Raw genomic sequence first — 24,237 nt, 5'->3', positions numbered from 1 at the left:
TTTCTCTCCATGAATGACCGCACGGTGCCGATATTCGGTCTGGGTCAGGCGAAATACGTCGTGACGAGCTCTTGCAATGCGCGATGGCTTTCACGTACGGGTTTCAATTCATCCAAATGATCGAACCCCATGACATGCAACACACCGAATCCGCCAGACAGCGATTGCATTTCTTCTATGCGTTCACGTACCGTCTCCGGCGATCCAAGGAGCCAGCAATGCTTGGCGCAATACTCGACGGTGACTTCACTGTCGGGTACATCCGGGTGATGTTTGAACAAACCAAGCGCCTTGTTGCCGGCGTTCATCGGCAAGTAATCCTCACGAAAGTAACGTCCCATTTCGCCTTCGACAGCAAGCCGCCATGCTTGCGCATCTGTGTCGGCGATCAGAATAGGACGACTGACACGCCATGTATCCCTGGCCGGAGGAACCCTTCCATTCAATGCGGCGCCCTCTTCAACAACTTGCCAATGGGTATGGAGATACTGCGGCGTAAAACAAAAGCTGATAGGGATCCAGCCATTACGACCGGCAATCTTTAACGTCGAGGATGAAGGTGAAAGGCCGGTCACGCCTACTGGCGGATGGGGTGATTGATAGGGCTTGAGGTGATAACCGGAGGTTTTATCCCACTGATCCGCCGGCCGACGCGCTGTCCAATACTTACCTTTAAATTCGAATGGCCCATCGCTATTCCAAAATCGCATCATGATCGCTATCGATTCTGCCGTCATCTCCCGATGCACACCCGACTTATGATCTATGTCGAACATGTCGAGATCCAACGTGGTACCGCTGGCGCCAATTCCCACCATTAATCGCCCCTTCGATATATGATCCAGCCAACAAATGCGATGAGCCAACTCGGCTGGATGATGAAACGGCAGCATAAAGGCGCCCGGCGCCAATTTTATGCGCTCAGTCTGCAAAATGGCTTGAGCGATGAGCAAATCTGGAGAAGGGCACGGTTAAGCCGGCATCGTATAATGCTCGCCAATCCAAGCCTCATCAAAACCGATTTTGTCCAAAAACCTCAAGGTATCAAGATCGTGGTAATGCCCATCGTGCAACGAGCGATAACGCGGATGTGCCGGCATTAAAAATGCGCCAAGTTTCATGTTCGATTATCTCCTTGAAGCGTAAAATCCCGATTAGCACGTGATATACGGCAAATTGACATTCAACCCATCAATTTCATTCAAATTAAAAATGAATTAATGCTTAGACATTATTAAGTCGTAAAATTAAACACCTAAAAAAGTTAACCACGAAAAGTTAAGATGATTATTGAACATTACTTTCCCCTTAAGTATATAGTTGTATAGACAAGGCAATGGCAACACGAAATTGCTTAATTTGTGATCAATAACAAATTCATAACAATTAGCCATGAAGAAAAAAAGACATTACTGGTTCAAAAAAAGAGGCAACGTGAAGTGTGCAAAAGTGAGACAAAAAATGGCTAACCTTACTGTTAAATAAAGAAAAAATAAACATCCCCGCGTGAATGATTGTGAGAAAGATGAAACATTTCTCCCAACTTGGTTTATTAACATAAGGAAACAACCAAATACAATAATTAGAATGACACGCATTTGTAGTTATATTCCAAGTGAATAATTAAACATAAATGCATTTTTAAATATGATGGATTATATTTTCATTTACGCTTTACCCATTTTATTGAGAAAGGTATATTTACCAAACATCAATATAATAAATATCTCTGGAGAAATATCTTGCAAAATAAACTCACCATCCTCGCGGGCATAGCCACCATTATCGGCACCCTCTTCGCTGGTTATTCTGCCTTTTCATCTTCAACGGAAACACGCAGTCAGTTCGTTAATGGCAGCGCGAATACGACGATTGGTAGTAATAGCGGAAATATCACCATCACTAACACACCGGGTGAAAAGGCGCCTCAGCTAGTGCTGAAGCGGCCGATGCCTTTAATTGCTCAACCCAATATGGGTAACTTGTTGGAACCCACCAAACATATTTGCCAGCTCATCGCCGGCACACAGGTCGCATTGACAGGTAAAAGCGCTGCAATGGACATCGGCAATGCGGAATGGAAAGAAATCTCCATCATTACCGGCGAATGTGCCGGTCAGCGTGGCTGGATCACCTCAACGGCGCTCACCTACCAATAATCGAGTGATATTGCCCCCTTCATTCCGCTATCGGAGCCGACACTCACCGCGCCCGCAATACCCGATCGATCAATCCCCAGGCCGCCGCTTCGTCGGCGGTCATAAAGCGATCGCGATCCAACACCCGCTCCACTTCCTCTTCGTTCAGGCCGCAATGTTGGGCATACAGCCGGATCACCCGGTCTTTGGTGCGTTTCATTTCCTCTGCCTGGATCAGAATGTCGGACGCCTGCCCCTGAAAGCCGCCCAGCGGTTGGTGCACATGCAGGCTGGCGTTGGGCAGCGCCATGCGGTGCCCCGGTTCACCGGCCATCAGCAGGAACGACCCCATCGAGCGCGCGGTGCCCATGCACAGCGTATGCACCGGGGCGCGGATATACTGCATGGTGTCGTAAATCGCCAGCCCGCTGGTGATCGCCCCGCCCGGCGAGTTGATGTACAGGTGGACCGGTTTTTCCGGGTTTTCCGCTTCCAGAAACAGCAGCTGGGCGCACAGCATTTCGGCCACGTCGTCGTTGACTTCGCCGTTGAGGAACACGATCCGATCGCGCAGCAGGCGCGAGTAAATGTCAAAGGAACGTTCTCCCCGGCTGGTCTGCTCCACCACCATCGGGACGAGCATCATCTTCTCACGCATCGGTGAACTCCTGGGTTGGCAACAAAGAGAAAGGTGTTTAACGCGTCAGGCGGCGCGCATTACCGTCGTCGGGCCATCGTTGGCGGCGTCGAGCTGGTGGATAATCCGCAGCAGGCTGCCGCCGCCGGCGTCCGGCACGATCTGCAGGGTGACGACGCTTTCGATAAACGGCGGTTGGTCGTCGCGCAGGCGATAGCTCACCTCTTCGCCCGGCGTGGCGGCCAACGGTTCTGCCTGCGCCAGATCTCCCGTCGGCAGCCACTGCTCGCGCAATTCGGGCACGCTGAGCGCTCGCCACACTTTTTCCGGCGGCGCATCAAGCGAATATTCCAACACCAGCCGTTCATGCGGCGGCGGCTCGGCCTGTTTGTTCATTGATCCATGTCCTTCAGCAAGGTTTGCAGCGCGTCGATGCGCGCCGGCCAGTAAGCACGGTACTTCGCCAGCCACTGCGCGATCTGCGCCAGCCCCTCCGGGTCGACCTGGTAATTGACGAAGCGCCCCTGTTTCGCCTCGCGCACCAGTCCGGCATTGCGCAGCACCGCCAGGTGTTGCGACATCGCCGACTGGCTGATGGTCAGCCCTTCGCGCAGCGCGCTGGCGTTCATGCTGCCGGCGGCGAGTTTGTCGAAGATGCAGCGGCGGGTCGGATCGGCCAACGCCTTGAAGATGTCATTTTCGTTCATACAAACACATTAGTATTCACTTATGTATTATGCAACCGAGCAAGGCATTTTTTGCTGCAAAAGAAACTCCGCGCCGCAGCGCGGAGTGAATGGACGAGGCATGATCGCGCTTATGAACGGATCGGGATCACCAGCACGTCGATATTCAACTGGTTGATGGCGTTGCGGGTGGAAGAAAACAGATTGCTCCACAGATCGTGGTGATGGCCGAACACCAGCAGATCGATGTCTTTATCCACGATCGCCGTGCGCAGTTCGTCAACGAAGCCGCCGCGCCCGATAATCACTTCCGCGATCGGGTAATTGACGTTTTGCGTGGTGGGTTCCAGCTCTTTGCGGATCTTCTCTTCGAACGGCACGCCGTCGTCGCTGCGCTCAGAAAAGCCGATCGCCGCGTGGTAGGTGTCGTAATGAACGTCCACATAGATCAGCGAGAGTTTGGCCTTCAGCGCTTCCGCCAGCAGCGCCCCCTTTTCGACCAGCCGTTTGCCGTCATCGCTCAGATCGGTGGCGATGACAATATGGTGGTAACACATAGCGCCTCCTGTCATGGACTCGGTAGAGCCGAGGCTCCGATATCACGCCGGGGTCATATCGTTATGGTTAATTTTAGTTCAGAAATGGCGCTCGTGGCGGGAGGTGATGCGGTGGGAAAGCCCCGTTGCCGGGGCTGAAAGCAGAAATTACTTCTCGCGCTGCGCCTCAAACCAGACGTTGCACAACGACAGGATCAGCGTGTTGGCGTCTTTCACCAGCACGTTGTCGCCGGGCACCCCTTCGGTGCCTTGATCGGTGATGCCTTTGATGGCGGTATCGGCATGCTGAATGGCCACGCGCTCGACCGACGGCGTGCTGATGCCCAGCATCAGGAAATCGATGTAGGAACTGCTGCCGGCGTTGTCCTCGACAAACTCCTGCGCCTCTACGGTGCTGACGGTAGCCCCCTCGCTTTTCAGCGCCGTGCCGTTCCAGCTGAACGCATCCGCTTTATAGCTGATCTTGCCGCCGATCAGGCTCTGCGCCTGCTGCTGATCCCAGCAGCCGGTGGTTTGGGTCGGCACGATTTTGCTGACGCGCCAGTTGCCCAGCAGCTGTTTAGGGATCGGCCCGGTATCGCTCTCCGCCGCCCGAACCTGAGTCGCCGAGACGCAGGCCAACACCACCAGCGGCAGCAGCGCCTTGCTCCAAGTGTTCAATCGCATTGTCTTTTCCTTCGTTTCAGTACCCAGTCTGCCCTCGCGGGCCAGCGGCTATCATAATAAGCCCGCCGATTCGCCGTCAAAGCAATCCGCATCGCGCCGGGCGGCGGCTACTCATAGCCAATCGCTATTAGTCATAGTGAATCAGTATTTTGTTTTAGCTCAGCGATTACCTACAGTCACTGCCACTATTCTGCCCGCCTAAATTAGCAGGCAATGTTGACAAGGACCCTGGGAAAATGACATTTACGCTGAAAAACCTCACGCTGGCGCTGGCCGCCGCCGGCACGCTGTTGCTGACCGCCTGCGGCCCGACCGCACAGGACGATCACCACATCAAGGTCGGCATCAGCGCCGGCATCGATCAGTCGCTGTGGGCGGTGGTGCAGAAAGTGGCCAAGCAGAAATACGATCTGGACGTGGAGGTGGTGACCTTCAACGATTACGTGCTGCCGAACGAAGCGCTGAACAACGGCGATCTGGACGTCAACGCCTTCCAACACAAGCCGTATCTGGACAAACAGATGCAGGAGCGCGGCTACAAACTGGCGGCGGTAGGCAACACCTTCGTCTACCCGATCGCCGGCTATTCGAAGAAAATCACCGCGCTCAGCCAACTGCCGGACGGCGCGCAGGTGGCGGTGCCGAACGATCCGACCAACCTGGGCCGCTCGCTGCTGCTGTTGCAAAAACAGGGGCTGATTACGCTGAAAGACGGCGTCGGCCTGCTGCCGACCGCGCTGGACATCGTCAGCAACCCGAAAAAGCTGAAAATCGTCGAGATTGAAGCGCCGCAGCTGCCGCGCGCGCTGGACGACCAGCAGGTGACGCTGGCGATCATCAACACCAACTATTCCAGCCAGATCGGTCTGTCGCCGGCGAAGGACGGGCTGTTTGTCGAGGACAAAAACTCGCCTTACGTCAACATCTTCGCCAGCCGCATCGACAACAAAGACAGCGAGAAAGTGAAGGATCTGGTCAAGGCCTATCAGACCGATGAAGTGGCGGCCAGCGCCGCCGAAATCTACAAGGGCGACGCCGTCAAAGGCTGGTAACACCGCGCGTAGGGCCCGTGGCGCCTGGCCACGGGCGATGACAGCCTCAGCCGCGCTGGATGGAAACGCCGCCGTCCACCAGCATTGCGGTGCCGGTGACGAACGAGGAAGCGTCAGACGCCAAATACAGCGCCGCCTGCGCGATCTCCTCCGGCATCGCCAACCGCTTCAGCGCGTGCAGCTGGGCCACCTGCGCCAATGCTTCCGGGGTATTGCTCATCTGCCGCCCCATCGCCGTGTCGGTGCCCCCCGGCAGCAGCGCGTTCACCCGAATGCCGTGTCCGCCAAATTCCACCGCCAGCGCCTGCGTCAGGCCGATCAGCCCCGATTTGCTGGCCGCATAGGCCGCCGTACCGGGAAACGCCGCGGTGTGGCCGACGAACGTAGAGGTGAAGATCACCGAGCCCGCGCCGCGCGCCTGCATGGCGGGGATTTGATATTTGGCGCTGTAGTAAGCGCTGGACAGGTTGGTTTCCAGCACGTCGCGCCATTCTGACGCGCTGAGCGCCAGCGACGGCCCCAGCGGCCCCAACGTGCCGGCGTTGTTGAAGGCGATATCCAGCCCGCCGAATTCATCGATGGCCGTCGCGGTCAACCGTTCGGCGAAGGCTTCATCGCGCACGTCACCGGCTACCGCCAACGCCCGGCCGCCCTCGCGCCGAATGTCCCCCACCAGTTCAGCCAGTAGCCGCTCGCGCCGGGCGCCCAGCACCAGCGTCGCCCCCTGCCGGGCGAACAACAGCGCCGCCGCCCGCCCGATCCCCGAACTGGCGCCGCCAATCACCGCCACCTTACCGTTCAATGCGTTCATCTCTTATCCTCACACCGTAAAAGAGCCTCAGTGTGAGGCAAGATCCCGCGCCGCGCTGGCCGCAAGCGGACATGCAATTGGCGCCATGAAAAAGGCGCTGCAAGCAGCGCCCCGGCAACGCGGATCCGACGGCGAACTCACGGTTTGGCCGCGTATTTCTCCTGATTGGCCGGCGTCACCAACTCGAACGGGATCCAGTAATACGGCTCAAGCTTTTCGCCGTTGATCATGCGCTGCGCCACATCGACCGACGCCTTGCCCTGGCCGACCGCATCCTGGAACACCGTGACCTGCATCTTGCCGGAGGCCAGCGCCTTGAGGCCGTCGGGCGTGGCGTCGATGCCGCCGATCAGCACGTTCTTGTCCGCTTTGCCGGCCTGCTGCAGCGCCATGATCGCGCCGATCGCCATCTCGTCATTGTTGGCGGCGACGATGTCGATCGTTTCGCCGTTGGTCAGCCAGTTCATCATCAGGTCCATACCTTCACTGCGTGAATAGTTGGCGCTCTGTTTCTGCACCACCTTCATCTTCGGGTATTTGGCCACCACCTGCTCCACGTCTTTGGTGCGCTGCAGCGCGCCGGCGTCGGTCAGGTTGCCGATCATCACCGCCACATTGCCCTGATAGTTAGCCAGCCGCGCCAGTTCTTCCATCTGCAGCGTGCCGGACTCCCGCTCGTCGGAGCCGACGAACACCACCCCCTGCGGCAGCCTGGCGTCGCCCGGCGTGCGGTTCACGTATACCAGCGGCACGCCGGCGGCCTGCACCATTTTGGTCATCACCGGCGTGCTGGCCGAGTTGACCGGATCGACGATAATCGCGTCCACCCCGGCGCTGATAAAGCTCTGCACCTGATCGGTCTGGCGGCCGACGTCGCCGCGCGCGTCCTCAAACTGCACGGTAATGCCGCGCGCTTTGGCCTCCTTGTCGATCGCCTGGCGGATAATGGTGAGGAAGTTCTGGTCGAAATAGGCCATCGATACGCCGATGGTTTGCGCCCATGCCGGCGCGGAAGCGCACAGCGCCGCCGCCAGCCACAGCCCTTTCAGAAAGTTCATGATGTGTCCCCCCCGGGTAAAAAAACGCCGCCGGCCAACCTTGGCGCCGGCGGCAATTCACGGCAATCAGTGTTTTTTGCGGTTGCGACGCATGTCGATCGACACGGCGGCGACGATAATCACGCCTTTGATGATGTCCTGAATGTAAGAATCGACGCCGATAAAGGTGAAGCCGCTTTTGATAAGGCCGAGGATCACCGCGCCGATCAGCGTGCCGGTAATGCGCCCGACGCCGCCCATCAGGCTGCTGCCGCCGATCACCGCCGCGGCGATGGCGTCCAGCTCATAGGACATGCCCATGCTCGACTGGCCGCTGCTGACGCGCGCCGCCAGCACCACGCCCGCCAACCCCGCCAGGCCGCCGGCGATGGTGTAAACCGTCACCAGGTACTTATTGACGTTGATGCCGGAAACCCGCGCCGAGGTCATGTTGCCGCCGATGGCGTAGATGTATTTGCCGTAGCGGGTGTGCTTGAGTGCGATATGGAAGATCACCGCAATCACCAGGAAGATGATCACCGGCATCGCGCCCTGGCCGATTGACGTGAAGCCGTCCGACAGGAAGCTGACCGGGTTGCCCTTGGTGTAGTACTGCGCCAGGCCGCGCGCCGACACCATCATCCCCAGCGTAGCGATGAACGGTGGAATGCCGGTGCGGGTGATCAGGAAGCCGTTGATAAAGCCGCAGACGATGCCCACCCCGATCCCCGCGCCGATCGGGATCGCCGCCGGCAGATCGAGCAGCCCCGGATACATCGGCGAGATGCTGTCCGAGGTCTGCGCCAGGCTGGCCGCCACCACCGCAGTCAGCGCAATCAGCGAGCCTGAGGAGAGATCGATGCCGGTGGTGATGATCACCTGGGTGACGCCCACTGCGATGATGCCGATGATCGCCACCTGCAGCACGATCAGCAGCAGGCGGTTCGGGTTCAGCAGGAACGACTGATCGCGCATGTACCAGCCGAGGATTTCGAAGATCAGCGCGATGCCGATCATCACGATGAAGATGCCGGTATCCTTCGGCATTTTGCCGCTCAGCCCGGAGAACAGCGTTCCCTTGCCCGTTGAATCGGCGGAGAGCGGCTTCTCAATCTTTACGTTACTCATGATGTTCACCCTTCGTTATTCTGAGGCCAGCGCCAGGATCTTCTCCTGGTCCGCGTCGTCTTTGTCCAAAATGCCGGTGATGCGGCCGCCGTGCATCACCATCACCCGGTCGCTCATGCCGAGGATCTCCGGCAGCTCGGAGGAGACCAGAATGATGGCGACCCCGCGGTTGGCCAGCTCGCTGATCAGGCGGTAGATTTCCGCTTTCGCCCCCACGTCGATGCCGCGCGTCGGTTCGTCGAGGATCAGGATTTTCGGCTGCGCCAGCAGCCAGCGCGCGATCAGCACCTTCTGCTGGTTGCCGCCGCTGAGGTTATTGATGATCTGATCCATGGTCGGCGTTTTGATGTTGAGCTTTTTAATCTGATCCATGCAGTCTTTGGCCATCTGCACGTGGCTGACGAAACCGTTCTTGCCGATGTATTCCGACAGGTTGACGATGCTCATGTTCTCAACCACCGACAGCACCAGAAACAGGCCGGATTTCTTGCGGTCTTCGGTGAGGAACGCCAGCCCGCTCTCGATCGCCTTCGCCGGGGAATCCACTTTTACCGCCTGGCCTTCGATAAAGATCTCGCCGCCGTCCGCCGGGTGCATGCCGAACAGGCTCTCCATCACTTCGCTGCGCCCGGCGCCCACCAGCCCGGCAACGCCGAGGATCTCGCCGCGCTTGACGCTAAACGATACGTCATGGAACCAGCCGCTGCGGCGCAGCCCCGCCACCCGCAGCACTTCCTCGCCGATATTGTTGTTGAATTTGGGGAACATCTGCGTCAGTTCTCGCCCCACCATCATGGTGATCAGCGACTGTTTGGTCAGGTTTTCGGTTTTGTCGCAGGCGATGAAGGTGCCGTCGCGGAAAATGCTCACTTCATCGGTGATGGCGAAGATCTCGTCCATCTTGTGGCTGATATAGATGATGCCTTTGCCCTGCTCGCGCAGTTCGCGGATGATGGCGAACAGGTGCACCACTTCGCCTTCGGTCAGCGCCGAGGTCGGTTCGTCCATGATCAGCACGTCGGCGTTGTAGGATACCGCCTTGGCAATCTCCACCATCTGTTGGTTGGCGATGCTCAGCTCACCCACCAGCGTCTCCGGCTGCAGTTTGATGTTCAGCCGCGCCAGCAGTTCGCGGGTCTGTTCGTTCAGCTGTTCGTGGTTGACGAACCCCAGCCGCGCCGGCTCGCGCCCCAGCCAGATGTTTTCCGCCACCGTCATGTAGGGCACCAGGTTCAGCTCCTGGTGGATCATGGAAATGCCCGAATGCAGCGCCTGCAGCGTGTCGCTGAAGGTGACCGGCCGACCTTTGATTTTGATCGAGCCTTCGTCCGGGTGGTAGATGCCGATCAGGCATTTCATCAGCGTCGATTTACCCGCGCCGTTTTCCCCCATCAGCGCGTGCACGCTGCCGGGTTTGATTTTAATCGAGACCTTATCCAGCGCTTTGACGCCGGGGAACTGCTTGCTGATGCCTTCGGCCTCAAGAACATAAGGGTACATACCGCTTACCTCCGCACTGACCCACGTTTTCCGCCGCGCTCGCCCCACACCGGCGCCCGCGGCGGGCTTCACGGCTTATTTCTTGTTTTTATCGGCGAATTGCTGGTAATTGGCCTGGGTGATCAGCTGGTAAGGGATCAACACGTTGCTCTCCACTTTCTCGCCTTTCACCAGTTGAACGGCGGTTTGCACCGCGCCTTCGCCCTGGCCTTTGGCGTCCTGGAACACGCTCAACGCCAGATCGCCCTTCTTGATGAACTCCAGCGCGTCCGGCGTGCCGTCAACGCCGGCCACCAGCACGCCGGATTTCTTGGCCTGCTTCAGCGCCAAAATAGCGCCGATGGCCATTTCGTCGTTGTTGGAGGCGATGGCGTCTATCTGCTGGCCGGACAAAATCCAGTCGGTGGTAACGTCCACCGCCTCTTTGCGGAAGAACTTGGCGGTTTGCTTATCGACTATTTTGATGCCGGGATAGTTGGCCGCCACCTCTTCCACGCCGCGGGTGCGGTCGCGCGTGGCTTCACTCGACAGCTCGCCCATCAGGATCATCACGTTGCCCTTGCCGTTCATCAGCTTGGCCAGCGCTTCCATCTGCAGCTTGCCGGCCAGCTTGGAGTCGGAGCCGACGTAGGCCATGCCGGCCGGCAGCGCCACTTCCGGCTTGCGGTTGACGAACACCAGCGGGATCTTGGCCTTCTCGGCCAGCTTAATCATCGGCTTGACGCCCTGGGTATCCACCGGGTTGAGGATGATGGCGTCGACGCCCTGGCTGACGAAGTTTTCGATTTGTTGAATTTGCTGCGCGATGTCGCCCTTGGCGTCTTCGAACTGGCCGCTGACGTTGCCGTCGGCTTTCATTTTGTTTTGCATCGACTGGCGCAGAATAGTGAGGAAGTTGTCATCGAAGTAAGCCATGGAAACGCCGATCTTGATGTCTTTCGCCAACACGCTGGCCGGCAGCATGCACATCAGTACGGAGGCGGCGATCAGTTTCTTCAGCTTCATGTTCGTTACCCTTTAATCGTTAGAATGAAGTGGTCTGTTGATTGACAGCTAATGAAAGATATTTTTTACATTCAAACAACATTACGGTCGGTGTTATCCCTTTGATACGGCGAAATTACCGCGTTATCACCGTATTAAGGCCGTGAACAAAATGGTGATCGATATCTCAAAACAGATTAAAAACAATCAATTGAAATAAACCCCTGGCAGAGCAAGCCGCGTCTTCGCCGCTTTTTTAAATGTTTATTTCATAATTGAGATTATTGAAACTTTTTAACCCAAACAAGCGAAACATGCGTTTTGGAATGGCTTATTAACAAAAACATGACACGGATCTAACAAATGCAGTGAAAGCCATCGGGTAACGCGCCCCGCGCGTGCGCCACGCCGGGCGTCGGCAAAAACTGCGAGCGGGCGCGCAGTTTGCGGTTTCCGCGTTTCCCGACCATCCTTACTCGGCAATAATGGACATATCCCTATCTCAGGAGGACCTGACATGCAGCTCAGCAGTAAGGTGCGGATGAACCGCCTGTTCAATAACGGCAAGTGCCTGGATGTGGCGATCGATCACGGCATCGCCAACGAACCGGATTTCTTAATCGGTCTGGAAGATATCGAACGGGTGATGGGCAACCTGATCGCCGCGCGCCCCGACGCCATTCAGGTCAACTACGGCCAGGCGGAGCTGCTGCAGCGCGCGCCGCAGCGCGAAAAGCCGGCGCTGGTGATGCGCACCGACGTCGGCAACGCCTATAACGCAGCACGCCACCGTGAGATGTGGGCGGTGTTGCACAACCCGGAAGCGCCGATCCTCGCCGCGCTGCAAATGGACGCCGCCGCGGTGGTGGTCAATCTGTATATGATCCCGGATGAACCCGGCATTTTCCGTCAGTGCGTAGAGAACATCGGCCGCCTGCGCCACGCCTGCGATCGCTACGCCATGCCGCTGATGATCGAACCGCTGGTGATGGCCCCGGCCGGCCAGGGCGCCGCCTACGGGTCGCTCGGCGACGTGGAAAAGATCGTGCCGCTGGTGCGGCTGGCGCGCGAACTGGGTGCCGACATCATCAAGGCCGACCCGACCGAACGGGTGGAAGATTTCCACCGCGTGGTGGAAGCGGCGCGCTGCCCGACGCTGGTGCGCGGCGGCGGCAAGGGGGAGCTGGGCCCGGTGCTGGAGAAATCCGCGGCGTTGATGGCCCAGGGCGCGTCCGGCATGGTCTATGGCCGCAACGTGTATCAACACAGCAATCCGTCGCAGGTGGTGCGCGCCCTGATGGCGATCATCCATCAAGGCGCCAGCGGCCAACAGGCGCTGGAGATCTACCACCAGCAGTGACCCGCTTTTGTAACTAAAATAACCCCTTCGCGACCCGGCAGCATGCTATAACCTGCTGCCGGTAACTGCAGCTTGCCTCATTCCTCGCTAGAATACGCCGTGATATCGCCATTCGGAGAACCGCCATGCCAAAACAACGGGTGCCGCTCAAGCTGAGCACCTCCATCACGCTGATGGTGTCCGCCATCATCGCTTCGGTGCTGCTGGTGGTGTTCGCGCTGTTTTTCGTGCAGATGAGCCGCGAAGGGCAAGATCAGCTGCAGCAAAAAGCCATCGCTATCGCCAACACGCTGGCGCTCTCGAGCACCGTGATAGACGGCCTGCAGCGACGCGATCAAAGCGGCGCCGTGCAGCGCTTCGCCGAGCAGGTGCGCTATCAAAACGAGCTGCTGTTCGTGGTGGTGGTGGATATGCAGGGCATCCGCTATTCGCATCCCAAACCCTGGCTGATCGGCAAACATTTCATCGGCGAAGATCTGACGCCGGCGCTGCAGGGCAACGTCAACAGCGCCATCAACCGCGGCACGCTGGCCCCGGCGCTGCGGGTGTTCGTGCCGGTGTATGACGAGCAGCGGCGGCAAATCGGCGTGGTGGCGCTCGGCATCGCGCTGGACACCGTGCAGCGGGTGGTGGCGGAAAGCCGCTGGATCATCTATTGGACCATCGCCTTCGCCGCGCTGGTCGGCAGCCTGGGCACTTTTTTCCTGGTCTCCGCGCTCAAACGCATCATGCTGGGTTTCGAGCCTTACGAAATATCCAACCTGTTCGAGCAGCGCAACGCCATGCTGCAGTCGATTAAAGAAGGCGTGATCGCGGTCGATAATGATTCCCGCATCACCATCGTCAACGACGAGGCCAAGCGCCTGCTGCGCCAGAGCGGCCCGGTGGAAAACCTGCTGCTGGACGCCGCCAGCAAGCATTGGCCGGCACAGCTGCATCTGGCGGAAGTGCTGGCCAGCGGCAAGCCGCTGCGCGATCGACAGATCAGCTTCAACGGCAGCGAACTGCTGACCAATACCGTGCCGGTGATCGTCAACGGCCAGGTGACCGGCGCCATCGCCACCTTCCGCGACAAGACCGAGGTCAGCCGGCTGCTGCAGCGCCTGAGCGGCATGGCGCACTACGCCGATGCCCTGCGGGTGCAGTCGCACGAATTTATGAACAAGCTGCACGTGATACTCGGCATGCTGCACATGAAGGCTTATCAGCAGTTGGAAAACTACATCATCAATACCGCCAGCAACTACCAGGAAGAGATCGGCGCGCTGCTGCGCAAGATCCACTCGCCGGAAGTGGCGGGCTTCTTCATCGGCAAGATCAGCCGCGCCCACGAAGCCGGCATCGAACTGACCATCGAGGAAACCAGCCTGCTGCCGGAAACCGACGACGCGGAAACCACGCACGTGCTGATCAGCGTGCTCGGTAACCTGATCGAAAACGCCATCGACGCCATCGACGGCGTTGAAGGCCACGAGATCGGCCTGAGCTTCCATCACCACGACGATCAATTACACTGTATCGTCAGCGACGACGGCCCCGGCATCGATCCGGCGATCGCCGCGCACATCTTTGAACACGGATTTTCCACCAAGGGAACGGGACGCGGCATCGGCCTGGCGCTGATCCGCAGCCATCTGGAGAAACTGGGCGGCGGCATCGATGTCGAGTCCGAACCGGGCGAGCTGACCCAATTTTTCGTGCACCTTCCCTATCAGGCCAAGAGCGAAACCCATGATTAACGTACTGATTGTCGACGACGACCCGATGGTGGCGGAGCTGAACAAATATTACCTGAGCCAGATCGGCGGTTTTCACTGCCAGGCGACGGTCGCCACCCTGGGCCAGGCGCGCGCCCTGCTGGCCGACGCCAGCGTCAGCATCGATCTGGTGCTGCTGGATATCTACATGCAGCAGGAGAACGGGCTGGATCTGCTGCCCGGCCTGCGCGAGCTCGGCGAGAAGACCGATGTGATCATCATCTCTTCCGCCAGCGATGTAAACACAGTGCAAAAGGCGCTGCACTACGGCGTGGTGGATTACCTGATCAAGCCGTTCCAGTTCAGCCGCTTCAAAGAGGCGCTCAGCCACTATCGACAACAGTCGCAGCTGCTGGCGCAGCGCGAGTTTTCACAAGCCGACGTCGACAGCCTGCTGCGCCGCCAGCCCGGCGGCCAGGAGAGCAAAAAGCTGCCGAAGGGCCTGACCAGCATCACCCTGAGCACGGTCTGCGAGTGGATAGAACAGCAGCACGACAGCGAATTCTCCACCGACAACCTGGCCAACGCCATCGGCATTTCGCGGGTGTCCTGCCGCAAGTACCTCATCTATCTGGCGGAAAGCGGCATTCTCGGTACCCGCATTCTGTACGGCGCGACGGGCCGCCCAGTCTATCTGTATCAGCTGAAGCCGGATGCGATCGCCATGCTGAAAGAGCATTGCCGCCCGGCATAAACGACGCCGGGCGCTGCAAGCGCCCGGACGTTGAAAGCTAGAAGTTGTACATGTAACACCTCGCCTCGCGGTGAGGATCTTTCGAGTGTATCCGCAGGCAGCGCCGCTTTTTCTGCTGTTGCTCCAACTGACGCTGCTGCCGCTTGGCGGCTTCTGCGGCCTCGCGCTGCTGTTCGCGTGCAATCGCCTGCTCATTGGCCTGCGTCAGGCTGTCGACATTCCACACCTTGTGGCGCAGCGCGCTGCGTTTTTTCTGGTACTCCTCGGGGACTTTATTGTCCTTCGGCGGCGCCGCGTGGTATTCCAAATCCACCCGCGCCTGCGCAAAGCAGGCGCAACACAGGGCCACGCCGACCAACACTAGCCTTTTCATCGATAAACTCCTGACAAATCCCTGTTCTCATCTTTAGCAATTCAGCGGCCGGCCATTCAGCCAGGCGCGGCAATAAACGCCGACAAACGGTCGATGCGGCCCCGTCAGAGACGTCCGCCGCAGACGCAGCGACAGGCAACGGACGATATCGGCACCCTGCTCACAGGCCGATCGGGCGTTCTGATGCCCCTGCGCGGAAGGTCTCGCCGCTTCCTGCGTTTGCAACCGGATTTCCAACGCTTCCCGCTCCGCACGCAGCAGTGCCAGCTGCATGCGCTCCGCCTGAATCTGTTCAGCCAACCAAATATGCTGCAACAAGCCATCCAGCCGCGCCGGACACCCCGCCGCAGAGGGGCTTTCCGTCGAGGCGCCGGGCGAGGAATGGCGATCGATGAACGCCTGACTGCAAAATGAGGCCAGCAGCGCCAGCGCCGCAGCGATTAACGAAGGTAGTTTCAATACACAAGCTCCATGAATAAGCCGACTGGGGCGCGCCGCGAAAAACGACGCAGAGAACCGTTCAACAGCCGTTGAGTGAAGACACCTGAGGCTCCGCGGAATCGGGCGCATGTTGCCCTCCCGTCGCCGGCGCTTTCGCGTTTTCGGCATCGCATTCCGCCAGACGCGCCAAGGTTTCGGCCTCATTCTCCGTGGGCGGGGTCGGCTCAGCCATCTCTTGTCGCAGGCCATGCGCCAGCTCTTTCAATTTCTTCTGAAACAGCACGGGATAAATTCCCTCGCATTGCCGATCGTAACGGGCCGCATTTGCTTGCAGACTCAACAACGACATTATCAACATGGCGACAATACGCTTTGCCATTGAAAACTCCTGTAAGGATGTCTGGGTATGTTGATATATATTCAACAAGCAGAGATTCATCGTTTAAAGATAAATAACGCATCGGAAAAACAGAGTAGCGAATTAATAATAAACCGTTCCACAATATCTTTGAGATAACGTCTGCCGCCCCGCCGAATAAAGAGCGGCGGTTAGCGCCCCCCTATTTTCGACCAGTCCAGCGTACCGCCGATACCGACCCGGCCTTCATTCAGCACGGCAGCGGCGGATTCGCCGGCGATAATGCGCTGTTTCTGTTCTCGCGTTGCGGGCTGCGGTGTCCCCCAATTCCCCCAGTGAGTGGAGGAGGATGAGGATGAAACAGTGGGGTGAATGGCACTGCATCCGTTTAATACAAGACACAATGCCAGAAGAGAATTACGCCATGTCATACTATTTCCCTTAAAATAACGCTATTGGTAGTGACGGTAAATGAAAAACGAGTTTATTTAGTTTAATAACTTTCGCCGCATGCAATCGCCTGCGACAAAAAGAATACGCAAGTGTTAATCACCCGTTATTTTAATTAACCTGAATCAAACAAATATCGTTCAATAAGACAACGCTAATCGCAGAAATGGGCCAGCAGGCTCAGCGCACTTCCGAGTGCGCTGGGATCTTACTCTTCGCCGTCCGGCTGCCAGGCCAGCAGATCGCCAGGCTGGCAGTCAAGAATGCGGCAGATCTTGTCCAGCGTTTCCAGCCTGACTCCCTTGACCTTGCCGTTTTTCAACAGAGACAGGTTTTGCTCGGTGATCCCCACCTGCTCCGCCAGCTCCTTTGAACGCATCTTCCTTTTGGCCAACATGACATCAAGACTTACGATTATTGCCACTCTATTCTCACACGAAAGAAAGCTGTTCTTCATTCAGCCGCAACGCTTCCAGAAATACCCGGCTAAATACCAGGATTGCGCAGCCTACGATCAGCGAGCGCACCGACTCGCTATTGACGCCATAATAAAGGATAAACAGCATTTTTTCATCGGCGGTCAATACCATCACCTGCAGCAGACCGGCTAACGACGGGAACAACACATCGACGATCAGCAAGATGCCAATGATCTGCAACAGCACCATATTGTTGCGATGCCACACGTTGCCGCGGAAGAATTGATAAAATAGCCCGGCGCCGCACAGCAGCGCGCTGTAATAGGGCAAATAACCGAGCATGTCGATAACCAGCGTGGCGAACAGCGCCCAGCGTTGCTGCGGGATCGCGTAGGCGAGCAGCTCCGGGTAATATTCCCGGTAAGAGGCGACGATATCGCGATAGGCTACGCCCTGCAGCCAGTCCCGCACGATGATGAACATCTCAACGCCGGTGCTGACGATCAGCATCGCCATAATGAGCAAACACAGACAACGCACATACAGCGGCAGATGGATCCTTGGCGCAGCGCCCATAATTTTCTATCCCTTAATCAACAGCAATAAATTATCGTAAAACGATAATTTATTGCTGTCAATGATCAAGTGGACTGATGAGTCAGGCGGTGGTCGCCAACGCGCGGACAATAAAAAAGGCCGGGCTAACCCGACCTCGTTTGATCGCTCGACGCGCTTAGACCAGTTCGATCACCTCGAAGTTGGCTTCGCCGCTCAGATCGGCATCGTAATCAACGCCCTGCAGACCGAAGCCGAACAGGCGCAGGAATTCCGCCTTGTAGCCCTGGTAATCGGTCAGTTCGTTGATGTTGCTGTCGTTAAGCTGCTTCCAGATTTCACGGCAGGTTTCCTGCACTTCGTCACGCAGTTCCCAGTCATCCAGGCGCAGACGGTGTTTCTCGTCGGTATCCGGCGCCGCACCGCTGTACAGCTTGGTGGCGAACAGACGCTGGATCTGCTCGATGCAGCCTTCGTGAATGCCCTGCTCCTTCATGATCTTGAACACGATGGAGATATACAGCGGCATCACCGGAATGGCGGAAGAAGCCTGCGTCACCACCGACTTGAGCACCGCAACGTAAGCCGCGCCGCCTTTGGCCTGCAGCTTCTGGTTGATGGCGTGCGCCGCGCGATCCAGATCTTCTTTCGCCTTGCCCAGCGTACCGTGCCAATAGATTGGCCAGGTCAGATCGGTACCGATGTAGGAGTAAGCGACAGACTGCGCGTTATCCGCCAGCACGCCCGCTTCGTCCAGCGCGTCCATCCACAGCTGCCAGTCCTGGCCGCCCATCACCTTCACGGTGTCGGCGATTTCTTGCTCGTTGGCCGGCTCGACCACGGCCTCAACCAGCACGTCTTTGTTGGTGTCCAGCGCGACGGATTTGTACGGCTCGCCGATCGGCTTCAGTGCGGAACGCACCACTTCGCCGGTTTCCGGCATCTTACGCACCGGCGAAGCCAGCGAGTAAACCACCAGGTCAACCTGACCCAGGTCTTTCTTGATCAGATCGATAACGGTCTGACGGCACTCGTTGGAAAATGCGTCGCCGTTGATGCTTTTCGCGTACAGGCCTTCTTCTTTAGCTGCCTTGTCGAAACCGGCGGAGTTGTACCAACCGGCGGAACCGGTTTTGCCTTCGCTGCCAGGCTTCTCGAAAAATACGCCGATGGTGGCCGCACCGCTGCCGAAAGCGGCATTGATGCGCGAGGCCAGACCGTAACCGGTGGATGCACCAATGACCAGCACCTTTTTAGGCCCGTTTTTCAGTTCGCCGCGCGACTTAACGTAGGCGATTTGCTCACGGACGTTGGCTTCACAGCCTGCCGGGTGAGCGGTGGTGCAGATAAAACCACGAATTTTAGGTTTGATAATCATAGTAATTTTTTCTTGGTAGCTAAAAACCGAAGGACAATATACCTGATTTTCTCGATATACTTAAGAAAGTGCGAAAACAAGCGCAGTGAACAGACCAGTTTAGTCGAGGGATCAGGGTTGCCCAACTCCGCATCGTGATGCCTCCACGCGCCACGCTTCGCACCCTCAGCGCGTTCAAGCCTTCCCTCTTAAAATCAGCAAAAGTTGATCATGCTTCTGGCGTTGCGTTATGGTGTGGCTGTTTTTCGGTCGAAATCCAGGGAGGAACAAAGAAAAATGGATAATCCACTGTTACTAAAGGAACGTTTAAATACCTACTCGCAAACGATGGCTCGTCAACAAGGACGTATGCTTTTAGAACTCTCAGAGCGCGTTAATAGGGACTTTTTAAAAGATCGGACAGTCGGTAATGCCTTCAGACATGAGATGCACTGCTTTGTGAATGATAAATTGCAAAATGCCAACAAGTAGGTGAAGCGGCGAATGTTGCAATGAGAGAAATGAAGCAAGAATATCAATCGCTTTCTGAGCAAGAGCGCTTATTGCGAACTGACGCCGTGACACCTTATGCCGTAATGAGAAAGAAAGTCAGTCATGACGCCGTAGTGACCTACGTGTTAGCCGGCGTTGGCTTCCTCTCGGGAATAGCACAAATTTTACTCGGCGTGGGCTTGGATTGGACTGGCGTCGGAGCCATTCCAGGAACGTTACTTTTAATCAATGGCATCAATAATGTCTACGAAAACGGTTATACGCTGTTATTTGGCAAGAATACTATTGGTCCAGGCCGAATGATGTACCGTTCTGCGGCTTCAACGCTAGGCTATTCCCATTCAGCAGCAGACATGGCGTTAGGTGGCGTAGACTTACTGTTATCAGGCTATGGTTTACTAAAACTGTCGCTGAAACCAGAAGCCTGGCGATTATTTCGCTACATCAATACAGACTATATTCGCGGTTGGAGAAACATGGGAAGAACCAGCTTGATGCTTGAAGGTGGCGCAGATGTCTCAACCCTTAATTCCATTTATAAAGGCAGCCAGGAACAGTGATGGAACCAACTTTATATTATATTCTTTCTACTCTCGCTGCCGCGGCCTGTCTGGCCGTGAAATACGGCTTCAGACCGCCTCTGGGTTCCAAGGGTTATGTCGTTCTGGTTACGATATGTTTTTTAATCCTTTGCTGGCAATTTACCCTTTTTGCCAACGGCAACGCGATGTTTATTGCTGACTCTGAAACATGGACCAAAGAAAATTGGCCTCTACGCTACTGTGCGTTGGGGTTTGCTCTTGCACATGCCTTCGCCACTTTCGAATCCTCCAGAAGAAAGAAAAAAGACAAACTTTCCTGAAGTCGTCACCACCAAATGAAACGCCATTTGGTGGTGACAAGGTAGATCCATTACGCCTTGTTCTTTTCCAACTGCTCGATCAGCGTGTAACGCAGCGATGAGGCGTCGGCCGGTACGTTCTCCACCGGGGTGACGCGCACTTTCAGCCGATACTGATAGCCCGGTTCGAAGGTGAAACCCTCGATGCCGGTATAGAACAACTCCCACGGCTGCTGCGCGGAGCGGCGCACCTGCATGCACTTCATCGGGCCGACGCCCACGCAGTCCACCAGCGCGCTGTTGACCAACAACACTTCCGTTTGGCCTTCTTTCGCGTTTACGGGTTGATTCATCGAGGTTCCTTCCTGGCTGCAGCCGGCCAGCGCGGCCAACGCAACAAATAACAACGCTTTAATTTTCAATGTACTGTACCAATAGTCATCCAGGGGCGCCATGCTAACAAATTAACCGGCTCAAGAGAACGGATAGCGATACGGATCCACACGCCCAAAATATCATTCCTCGGTGCTCTATCAGTCTGGAAAATATCGCAAAATAAACCCCCTGTTCTTATCCGAACCGGTAATTACCCCCGCTATTTTTTCTGTTAAAAACAGCTGGCTTGCGCAAGCTTTACTGAATTTAACTGAATCGATAAAGAGGGAATTTTATGCAAGAGATCGATGCCAAACACTTTCACCTGATCGCCGGCGCCGGTAACTTTGCCGACAACCGCGGCAGCAATGGCCGCGTCAACAACAACGGCGGCAACAAGAACGGGGGCGGGTCATCCAATCAGGGATTCTACGGCAAGCACACCTCGCCGGATTGCGTTAACGGCGTGATCACCGGTTCTCTGGGCGGCCTTGGCGGCCTGGCGGTGGGCGCGCTCAACGGCGGCTGCTTCAAGGAAGGCAGCAAAGGCGGCGGCAACGTCGGCATGGGGAAAGGCGGCAACAAAAACAGCGGCAGCAACTGCAATAGCAATAAAGGCGGCAATACCTGTTCGCGCTAAGCGGTTTTAATTAATCAAAGCCCCGGCTGAGCCTCTCCGTTCGGTCGGTGCTTTCCGTATTTTTGGTGATAACCATGTTTAAACTGTTTCGTACCTTATGCCTGCTGCTCGGCTTCTGGATCGCCACCCTGCTGCTCAGCGGCGCGGGGGTCTCCTTTACCCACGGCTACGCCGCGCCTAAAAATCTGTCGCATTTCGTCGTCTCGCTGGTGGTGGTCGGCGCCATCCTGCTGTGGACCCATAAATTGCTGCGGTTCTTTTTTGCCGAGAAATTTGAGAAGAAACCGCGTTAAACCGTGTTCTTATTGGGAGCGCCGCCCGCAACGATAAAACCGGCATCGCGAATCGCCGCCTTAACCTGCCTGGCGTCCATCACGGCCGTTTTCACATAGCCAAAAAAGGCCACCCGTGCGCTGGGCAAACGGATTGGCGTCGCCAGTTGGGCCATAAGATCACGATTGCGCTGCGCCATCAGCTCGGCGCGCGCATGCCAAAACGCGGTGGCGTCGGCGCGTGTTTCAGTGGCGGAGTCGAACCGAGAGGCCAACTCGCTGAGCGCCTCCCACTCCGCCAACAGGGCGGCGATCACTTCAGGATTAGCCACCTGCTCCCAGTCAGAGGGTAAGGCCCCCTCACGCCACGCCTCGAGATAGCCGGGCAACATCATCTTTAATTGACTCAGTTGCTCGTTCACTGCGGGTTACCTTTTATAGCGCCTGATGCCGGGATATTTCCCATAATGACACTCTCGTTAAACCGTTGATGGGAGCAATGGTCGAAGCTTATCAGCGCCATAGATGACGTAATGACTTTTGGTGCGGCCAAATTAGCGATGTGTGCGGTTGGGGAGTGAGACGGGAGCTCGGGCTGATGGCTGTGACGCGAAAAGAGAAACGGGGATTGTTGCTGGCGTATTAGGTGAAATTTACTTATAAATCAATCACACAAAAAAAGACCGAATACGATTCCTATATTCGGTCTAGGGAAATGGCTCTTGGGAGAGAGCCGTGCGCTAAAAGTTGGCATTTAATGCAGGGCTTGTTCAGCCGTGCACTTTAAGAGTAGCCTACCGCGCCAGTTTTGCCAGCCGCCCGGCGGCCGCGTGATAGTTTCGTGACGAAATAACTATGCGGCAAATGCGCATCAATCTGCGCGCGCTGGGCAAGGCGTTGGCAAACAAGCGGTTAGTCAGCGCACAGCTTCTCGGCGCGTTCGATAAACGGCGCCATGCTCATTTTCTTCCCCGGTTCAGCGGGATCGTCCAGCAGGATCACGTCCAGCGGCTGTGCGCGCTGATGGCCCTTCTTCACCTGCTGCTCCGCCGCGTCGTTGAGCGGGTATTGCATCAGGGTGCTGTTATTCAGCACGAACAGCGCGCCGCCGCTGCGGCACTGCAGCGTCACCTCTTCCTTGGTGAACGCCCACTGTTTGCCGTACTCCAGTTTGGTGATGTTAACCAGTTTGTCTGCCGCCAGCGCGCCGGTCGCGGTTGCCAGCAGCGTAATGCCGAGTAATACCGATTTCATGTGATGGCCTTAAGGTTGCTATTCGCGTCGATTTTCCCGCAGCTTGCCGGCCTGCGGCAAGCTGAAATGTCAAACCGGCGCATAGGTTGCAAATAAACTGACCAGCAGCAGCACCGCCATCCCCAGCCCGACTTCGAGCCAGCAGGCCAGCACCACCCCGCGCTGCGCCAGCGCCGGTACGCGGCTCATCGCCGGCACGATGGCGTAGCGATTTGCCAGCGCCACCATCACCATCAGCGCCACCAGCGCGGTTTTGATCAGCAGCAGGCGCTGATAAGGCGAGCTGAGATTAAGCGGCCAACCGCCGAGTATGATCAGGCTGTTGACGATGCCGGTGACGATCACCGCCGCCACCGCCAGGTGCCCCCAGCGCGAGAAACGGATCAGCGTGGTGATGGCGTCGCTGCGCCACTGCGGCGGCTGCAGGTAGCGCAGGCAAACCAGCAGCGGCGCCAGACTGCCGAACCAGTAACCGGCGGCCAGCAGGTGCGCCGCATGGTTGGCGCGGTGCAGCGCGCCCAGCGCGCCTTCGTGCATCGCCGCGTGGCCGATGAACGCCAGGCTCACCAGCAGCAGCGCTGAGCACAGCGCCAACGCCTGCGCGCGCGGCCGTTTCGGCAGCAGCAGGCTCAGGATCGCCAGCAGCGACAGGCCCAGATGCCAGCGCCACACTTCGCCGAAGGTGGTGCCGAGCACCGCCCACCAAACCTCCAGCCGCCAGGTGTCTTGCCAACCGTCGCCCATCTGCCCGGCCTGAATGGCCAGCAGCGCCACGGCGGAAAGCCCGGCAATCCAGGTGCCGGCAAGCAGCAGCGGACGCACATCGCGGGAGAGGATCGGGGAAAGGCGCTGCGGTGCCAATAAGGCGGTGAACAGACTGATGCCAAACATCAGCATCACCGCCGCAAAGTGCACCAAGCGACACAGAACGAACAGGGTCGCCAAACTCACGATCAGTTTACGGTGAAGCTGTACTGGCCTTTGGTTTTATGCCCGTCGACCGACACCACATGCCAGCTGACGTTGTATTTGCCCGCGCTCAGCTCGCCTTCGATCGGCACGTTGACCTGGGTGTTGTTGTTCGGATCGAGCTGCAGCTTGCCGGTTTTCACCACGGCGTTATCCGGGCCGGTGATTTTCACGCCGCTGAAGTTCGGCTCGATGCCTTCGGAGAAGCTGAGAGTCAGCGCCTTCGGCGCCGGGCTGACGCTGGCGTCGGCCTTCGGCGTTTCCACTTTCAGGTGAGCGTGCGCCAAGGCTTGCTGTGAAGACAGGCCAACGAACAGGACGAAAACGGTGGAAAGCAGGCGACAGGAGTAACGAATTTTACCGATCACAGTGGTATCCCTTAACAATATAAAGAGGGTCATAAGGGTTAAGGC

At 57.2% G+C, this 24,237-nt stretch carries 33 protein-coding genes; 10 read left to right on the top strand and 23 right to left on the bottom strand.

Translation table 11 applies throughout. The features are described 5' to 3' along the window. Window positions 1-44: 44 nt before the first annotated feature. Together EDY99_RS06945 and EDY99_RS24725 are read right to left on the bottom strand one after the other, a co-directional pair. The gene (locus EDY99_RS06945) at window positions 45-953 is read right to left on the bottom strand and encodes an LLM class flavin-dependent oxidoreductase (protein ID WP_255417611.1); all 909 of its coding nucleotides are present in this window, start codon (window positions 951-953) and stop codon (window positions 45-47) included. An 18-nt stretch (window positions 954-971) separates the two neighbouring features. After that, window positions 972-1,121, bottom strand: coding sequence for an LLM class flavin-dependent oxidoreductase (locus EDY99_RS24725; RefSeq protein WP_206424501.1), 150 nt, complete (start codon window positions 1,119-1,121; stop codon window positions 972-974). A gap of 621 nt (window positions 1,122-1,742) precedes the next feature. Here EDY99_RS24725 and EDY99_RS06940 point away from each other — a divergent pair. Beyond that, complete coding sequence (locus tag EDY99_RS06940) at window positions 1,743-2,159, top strand: hypothetical protein (RefSeq protein WP_046686881.1); 417 nt, start codon at window positions 1,743-1,745, stop codon at window positions 2,157-2,159. 43 nt (window positions 2,160-2,202) lie between these two features. On the opposite strand, the gene EDY99_RS06935 is transcribed toward EDY99_RS06940, so the two are convergent. The 5 genes from EDY99_RS06935 to EDY99_RS06915 form a co-directional block, all read right to left on the bottom strand. Beyond that, on the bottom strand, window positions 2,203-2,796 hold the full coding sequence (locus EDY99_RS06935; protein WP_033642740.1) for an ATP-dependent Clp protease proteolytic subunit: 594 nt from the start codon (window positions 2,794-2,796) through the stop codon (window positions 2,203-2,205). A 45-nt stretch (window positions 2,797-2,841) separates the two neighbouring features. After that, complete coding sequence (locus EDY99_RS06930) at window positions 2,842-3,171, bottom strand: SRPBCC domain-containing protein (RefSeq protein WP_123061612.1); 330 nt, start codon at window positions 3,169-3,171, stop codon at window positions 2,842-2,844. After that, window positions 3,168-3,482 (bottom strand): helix-turn-helix transcriptional regulator, encoded by a 315-nt coding sequence (locus tag EDY99_RS06925; protein ID WP_033642736.1) that lies wholly within the window; start codon window positions 3,480-3,482, stop codon window positions 3,168-3,170. The genes EDY99_RS06930 and EDY99_RS06925 overlap by 4 nt, the downstream gene beginning before the upstream one ends. Window positions 3,483-3,592: 110 nt before the next feature. Then, on the bottom strand, window positions 3,593-4,018 hold the full coding sequence (locus tag EDY99_RS06920) for a universal stress protein (RefSeq protein ID WP_033642735.1): 426 nt from the start codon (window positions 4,016-4,018) through the stop codon (window positions 3,593-3,595). Between the two features lie 147 nt (window positions 4,019-4,165). Next, window positions 4,166-4,684, bottom strand: coding sequence for a hypothetical protein (locus EDY99_RS06915; RefSeq protein ID WP_123061611.1), 519 nt, complete (start codon window positions 4,682-4,684; stop codon window positions 4,166-4,168). A gap of 236 nt (window positions 4,685-4,920) precedes the next feature. Here EDY99_RS06915 and metQ point away from each other — a divergent pair, with 236 nt between their 5' ends. Continuing rightward, entirely contained in the window at window positions 4,921-5,736 is an 816-nt protein-coding gene (gene metQ, locus EDY99_RS06910; RefSeq protein ID WP_015377546.1) for a methionine ABC transporter substrate-binding lipoprotein MetQ, read from the top strand. Window positions 5,737-5,782: 46 nt separating this feature from the next. Here the strand turns inward: metQ and EDY99_RS06905 are convergent, their stop codons facing one another. The 5 genes from EDY99_RS06905 to EDY99_RS06885 all read right to left on the bottom strand — a co-directional run bounded on the left by EDY99_RS06905 (window position 5,783) and on the right by EDY99_RS06885 (window position 11,217). Next, window positions 5,783-6,547: an SDR family oxidoreductase gene (locus EDY99_RS06905; protein ID WP_123061610.1), complete on the bottom strand. Its 765-nt coding sequence runs from the start codon at window positions 6,545-6,547 to the stop codon at window positions 5,783-5,785. Window positions 6,548-6,684: 137 nt separating this feature from the next. Continuing rightward, window positions 6,685-7,605, bottom strand: a complete 921-nt coding sequence (locus EDY99_RS06900) for a sugar ABC transporter substrate-binding protein (RefSeq protein ID WP_033642732.1) — start codon at window positions 7,603-7,605, stop codon at window positions 6,685-6,687. Between the two features lie 66 nt (window positions 7,606-7,671). Then, complete coding sequence (locus EDY99_RS06895) at window positions 7,672-8,712, bottom strand: ABC transporter permease (RefSeq protein WP_025160279.1); 1,041 nt, start codon at window positions 8,710-8,712, stop codon at window positions 7,672-7,674. 15 nt (window positions 8,713-8,727) lie between these two features. Continuing rightward, on the bottom strand, window positions 8,728-10,212 hold the full coding sequence (locus EDY99_RS06890) for a sugar ABC transporter ATP-binding protein (protein ID WP_049202519.1): 1,485 nt from the start codon (window positions 10,210-10,212) through the stop codon (window positions 8,728-8,730). A 75-nt stretch (window positions 10,213-10,287) separates the two neighbouring features. Continuing rightward, window positions 10,288-11,217, bottom strand: a complete 930-nt coding sequence (locus EDY99_RS06885; RefSeq protein WP_033642730.1) for a sugar ABC transporter substrate-binding protein — start codon at window positions 11,215-11,217, stop codon at window positions 10,288-10,290. Window positions 11,218-11,713: 496 nt separating this feature from the next. Here EDY99_RS06885 and EDY99_RS06880 point away from each other — a divergent pair, with 496 nt between their 5' ends. The 3 genes from EDY99_RS06880 to dcuR all read left to right on the top strand — a co-directional run bounded on the left by EDY99_RS06880 (window position 11,714) and on the right by dcuR (window position 15,007). Then, window positions 11,714-12,556 (top strand): class I fructose-bisphosphate aldolase, encoded by an 843-nt coding sequence (locus tag EDY99_RS06880; protein ID WP_033642729.1) that lies wholly within the window; start codon window positions 11,714-11,716, stop codon window positions 12,554-12,556. A gap of 125 nt (window positions 12,557-12,681) precedes the next feature. Then, window positions 12,682-14,295, top strand: coding sequence for a sensor histidine kinase (locus tag EDY99_RS06875; RefSeq protein ID WP_123061609.1), 1,614 nt, complete (start codon window positions 12,682-12,684; stop codon window positions 14,293-14,295). After that, window positions 14,288-15,007: a two-component system response regulator DcuR gene (dcuR, locus tag EDY99_RS06870; RefSeq protein WP_033642727.1), complete on the top strand. Its 720-nt coding sequence runs from the start codon at window positions 14,288-14,290 to the stop codon at window positions 15,005-15,007. Before EDY99_RS06875 ends, dcuR begins: the two co-directional genes overlap by 8 nt. Window positions 15,008-15,044: 37 nt before the next feature. Here dcuR and EDY99_RS06865 read toward each other — a convergent pair whose 3' ends face one another. The 6 genes from EDY99_RS06865 to fabV all read right to left on the bottom strand — a co-directional run bounded on the left by EDY99_RS06865 (window position 15,045) and on the right by fabV (window position 18,981). Next, window positions 15,045-15,380 carry a hypothetical protein gene (locus tag EDY99_RS06865; protein WP_123061608.1) on the bottom strand — a complete coding sequence of 112 codons (336 nt, stop codon included), beginning with the start codon at window positions 15,378-15,380 and terminating at the stop codon, window positions 15,045-15,047. Window positions 15,381-15,413: 33 nt separating this feature from the next. Beyond that, window positions 15,414-15,839: a hypothetical protein gene (locus tag EDY99_RS06860; RefSeq protein WP_123061607.1), complete on the bottom strand. Its 426-nt coding sequence runs from the start codon at window positions 15,837-15,839 to the stop codon at window positions 15,414-15,416. Between the two features lie 61 nt (window positions 15,840-15,900). After that, window positions 15,901-16,200, bottom strand: a complete 300-nt coding sequence (locus EDY99_RS06855; RefSeq protein ID WP_123061606.1) for a hypothetical protein — start codon at window positions 16,198-16,200, stop codon at window positions 15,901-15,903. Window positions 16,201-16,837: 637 nt separating this feature from the next. Then, window positions 16,838-17,053, bottom strand: coding sequence for a helix-turn-helix transcriptional regulator (locus EDY99_RS06845; RefSeq protein WP_025302459.1), 216 nt, complete (start codon window positions 17,051-17,053; stop codon window positions 16,838-16,840). Window positions 17,054-17,060: 7 nt separating this feature from the next. Next, window positions 17,061-17,624, bottom strand: a complete 564-nt coding sequence (locus EDY99_RS06840) for a DUF2975 domain-containing protein (protein ID WP_033642723.1) — start codon at window positions 17,622-17,624, stop codon at window positions 17,061-17,063. A gap of 157 nt (window positions 17,625-17,781) precedes the next feature. Next, the gene (gene fabV / locus EDY99_RS06835) at window positions 17,782-18,981 is read right to left on the bottom strand and encodes an enoyl-ACP reductase FabV (RefSeq protein WP_033652019.1); all 1,200 of its coding nucleotides are present in this window, start codon (window positions 18,979-18,981) and stop codon (window positions 17,782-17,784) included. Window positions 18,982-19,257: 276 nt separating this feature from the next. Here fabV and EDY99_RS24545 point away from each other — a divergent pair, with 276 nt between their 5' ends. From EDY99_RS24545 to EDY99_RS06825, 3 genes are read left to right on the top strand one after another with little or no spacing between them, the layout of a single operon-like run. Then, on the top strand, window positions 19,258-19,452 hold the full coding sequence (locus tag EDY99_RS24545; RefSeq protein WP_144236179.1) for a hypothetical protein: 195 nt from the start codon (window positions 19,258-19,260) through the stop codon (window positions 19,450-19,452). A 29-nt stretch (window positions 19,453-19,481) separates the two neighbouring features. Then, window positions 19,482-20,033: a DUF4225 domain-containing protein gene (locus tag EDY99_RS06830; RefSeq protein ID WP_164489272.1), complete on the top strand. Its 552-nt coding sequence runs from the start codon at window positions 19,482-19,484 to the stop codon at window positions 20,031-20,033. Further along, complete coding sequence (locus tag EDY99_RS06825) at window positions 20,033-20,335, top strand: hypothetical protein (protein ID WP_016928136.1); 303 nt, start codon at window positions 20,033-20,035, stop codon at window positions 20,333-20,335. Before EDY99_RS06830 ends, EDY99_RS06825 begins: the two co-directional genes overlap by 1 nt. A 50-nt stretch (window positions 20,336-20,385) precedes the next feature. Here EDY99_RS06825 and EDY99_RS06820 read toward each other — a convergent pair whose 3' ends face one another. Continuing rightward, window positions 20,386-20,736 (bottom strand): DUF4377 domain-containing protein, encoded by a 351-nt coding sequence (locus EDY99_RS06820; RefSeq protein ID WP_033652016.1) that lies wholly within the window; start codon window positions 20,734-20,736, stop codon window positions 20,386-20,388. Between the two features lie 248 nt (window positions 20,737-20,984). Between EDY99_RS06820 and EDY99_RS06815 the strand changes: the two genes are divergently transcribed. Then, a complete protein-coding gene (locus EDY99_RS06815; RefSeq protein ID WP_033642719.1) occupies window positions 20,985-21,329 on the top strand; it encodes a hypothetical protein in 345 nt (114 codons plus the stop codon). Between the two features lie 74 nt (window positions 21,330-21,403). Continuing rightward, on the top strand, window positions 21,404-21,622 hold the full coding sequence (locus EDY99_RS06810) for a hypothetical protein (RefSeq protein ID WP_004940942.1): 219 nt from the start codon (window positions 21,404-21,406) through the stop codon (window positions 21,620-21,622). Here the strand turns inward: EDY99_RS06810 and EDY99_RS06805 are convergent. The 4 genes from EDY99_RS06805 to yobA all read right to left on the bottom strand — a co-directional run bounded on the left by EDY99_RS06805 (window position 21,619) and on the right by yobA (window position 24,225). Next, the gene (locus tag EDY99_RS06805; RefSeq protein ID WP_060659651.1) at window positions 21,619-22,023 is read right to left on the bottom strand and encodes a hypothetical protein; all 405 of its coding nucleotides are present in this window, start codon (window positions 22,021-22,023) and stop codon (window positions 21,619-21,621) included. The two genes, EDY99_RS06810 and EDY99_RS06805, sit on opposite strands and share 4 nt — an antisense overlap. Window positions 22,024-22,513: 490 nt before the next feature. Continuing rightward, on the bottom strand, window positions 22,514-22,855 hold the full coding sequence (locus tag EDY99_RS06800; RefSeq protein ID WP_016928154.1) for a YebY family protein: 342 nt from the start codon (window positions 22,853-22,855) through the stop codon (window positions 22,514-22,516). A gap of 69 nt (window positions 22,856-22,924) precedes the next feature. Continuing rightward, entirely contained in the window at window positions 22,925-23,806 is an 882-nt protein-coding gene (copD, locus tag EDY99_RS06795; protein ID WP_033642717.1) for a copper homeostasis membrane protein CopD, read from the bottom strand. A gap of 2 nt (window positions 23,807-23,808) precedes the next feature. Continuing rightward, the gene (gene yobA / locus EDY99_RS06790; RefSeq protein ID WP_123061605.1) at window positions 23,809-24,225 is read right to left on the bottom strand and encodes a CopC domain-containing protein YobA; all 417 of its coding nucleotides are present in this window, start codon (window positions 24,223-24,225) and stop codon (window positions 23,809-23,811) included. Window positions 24,226-24,237 lie beyond the last annotated feature (12 nt).

It is taken from the genome of Serratia sp. LS-1, from assembly GCF_003719595.1.
GTDB classification, from domain to species: domain Bacteria; phylum Pseudomonadota; class Gammaproteobacteria; order Enterobacterales; family Enterobacteriaceae; genus Serratia; species Serratia ureilytica.
The sequence above is the reverse complement of the archived record's forward strand: the minus strand, read 5'-3'. Positions and strand labels throughout refer to the sequence as shown.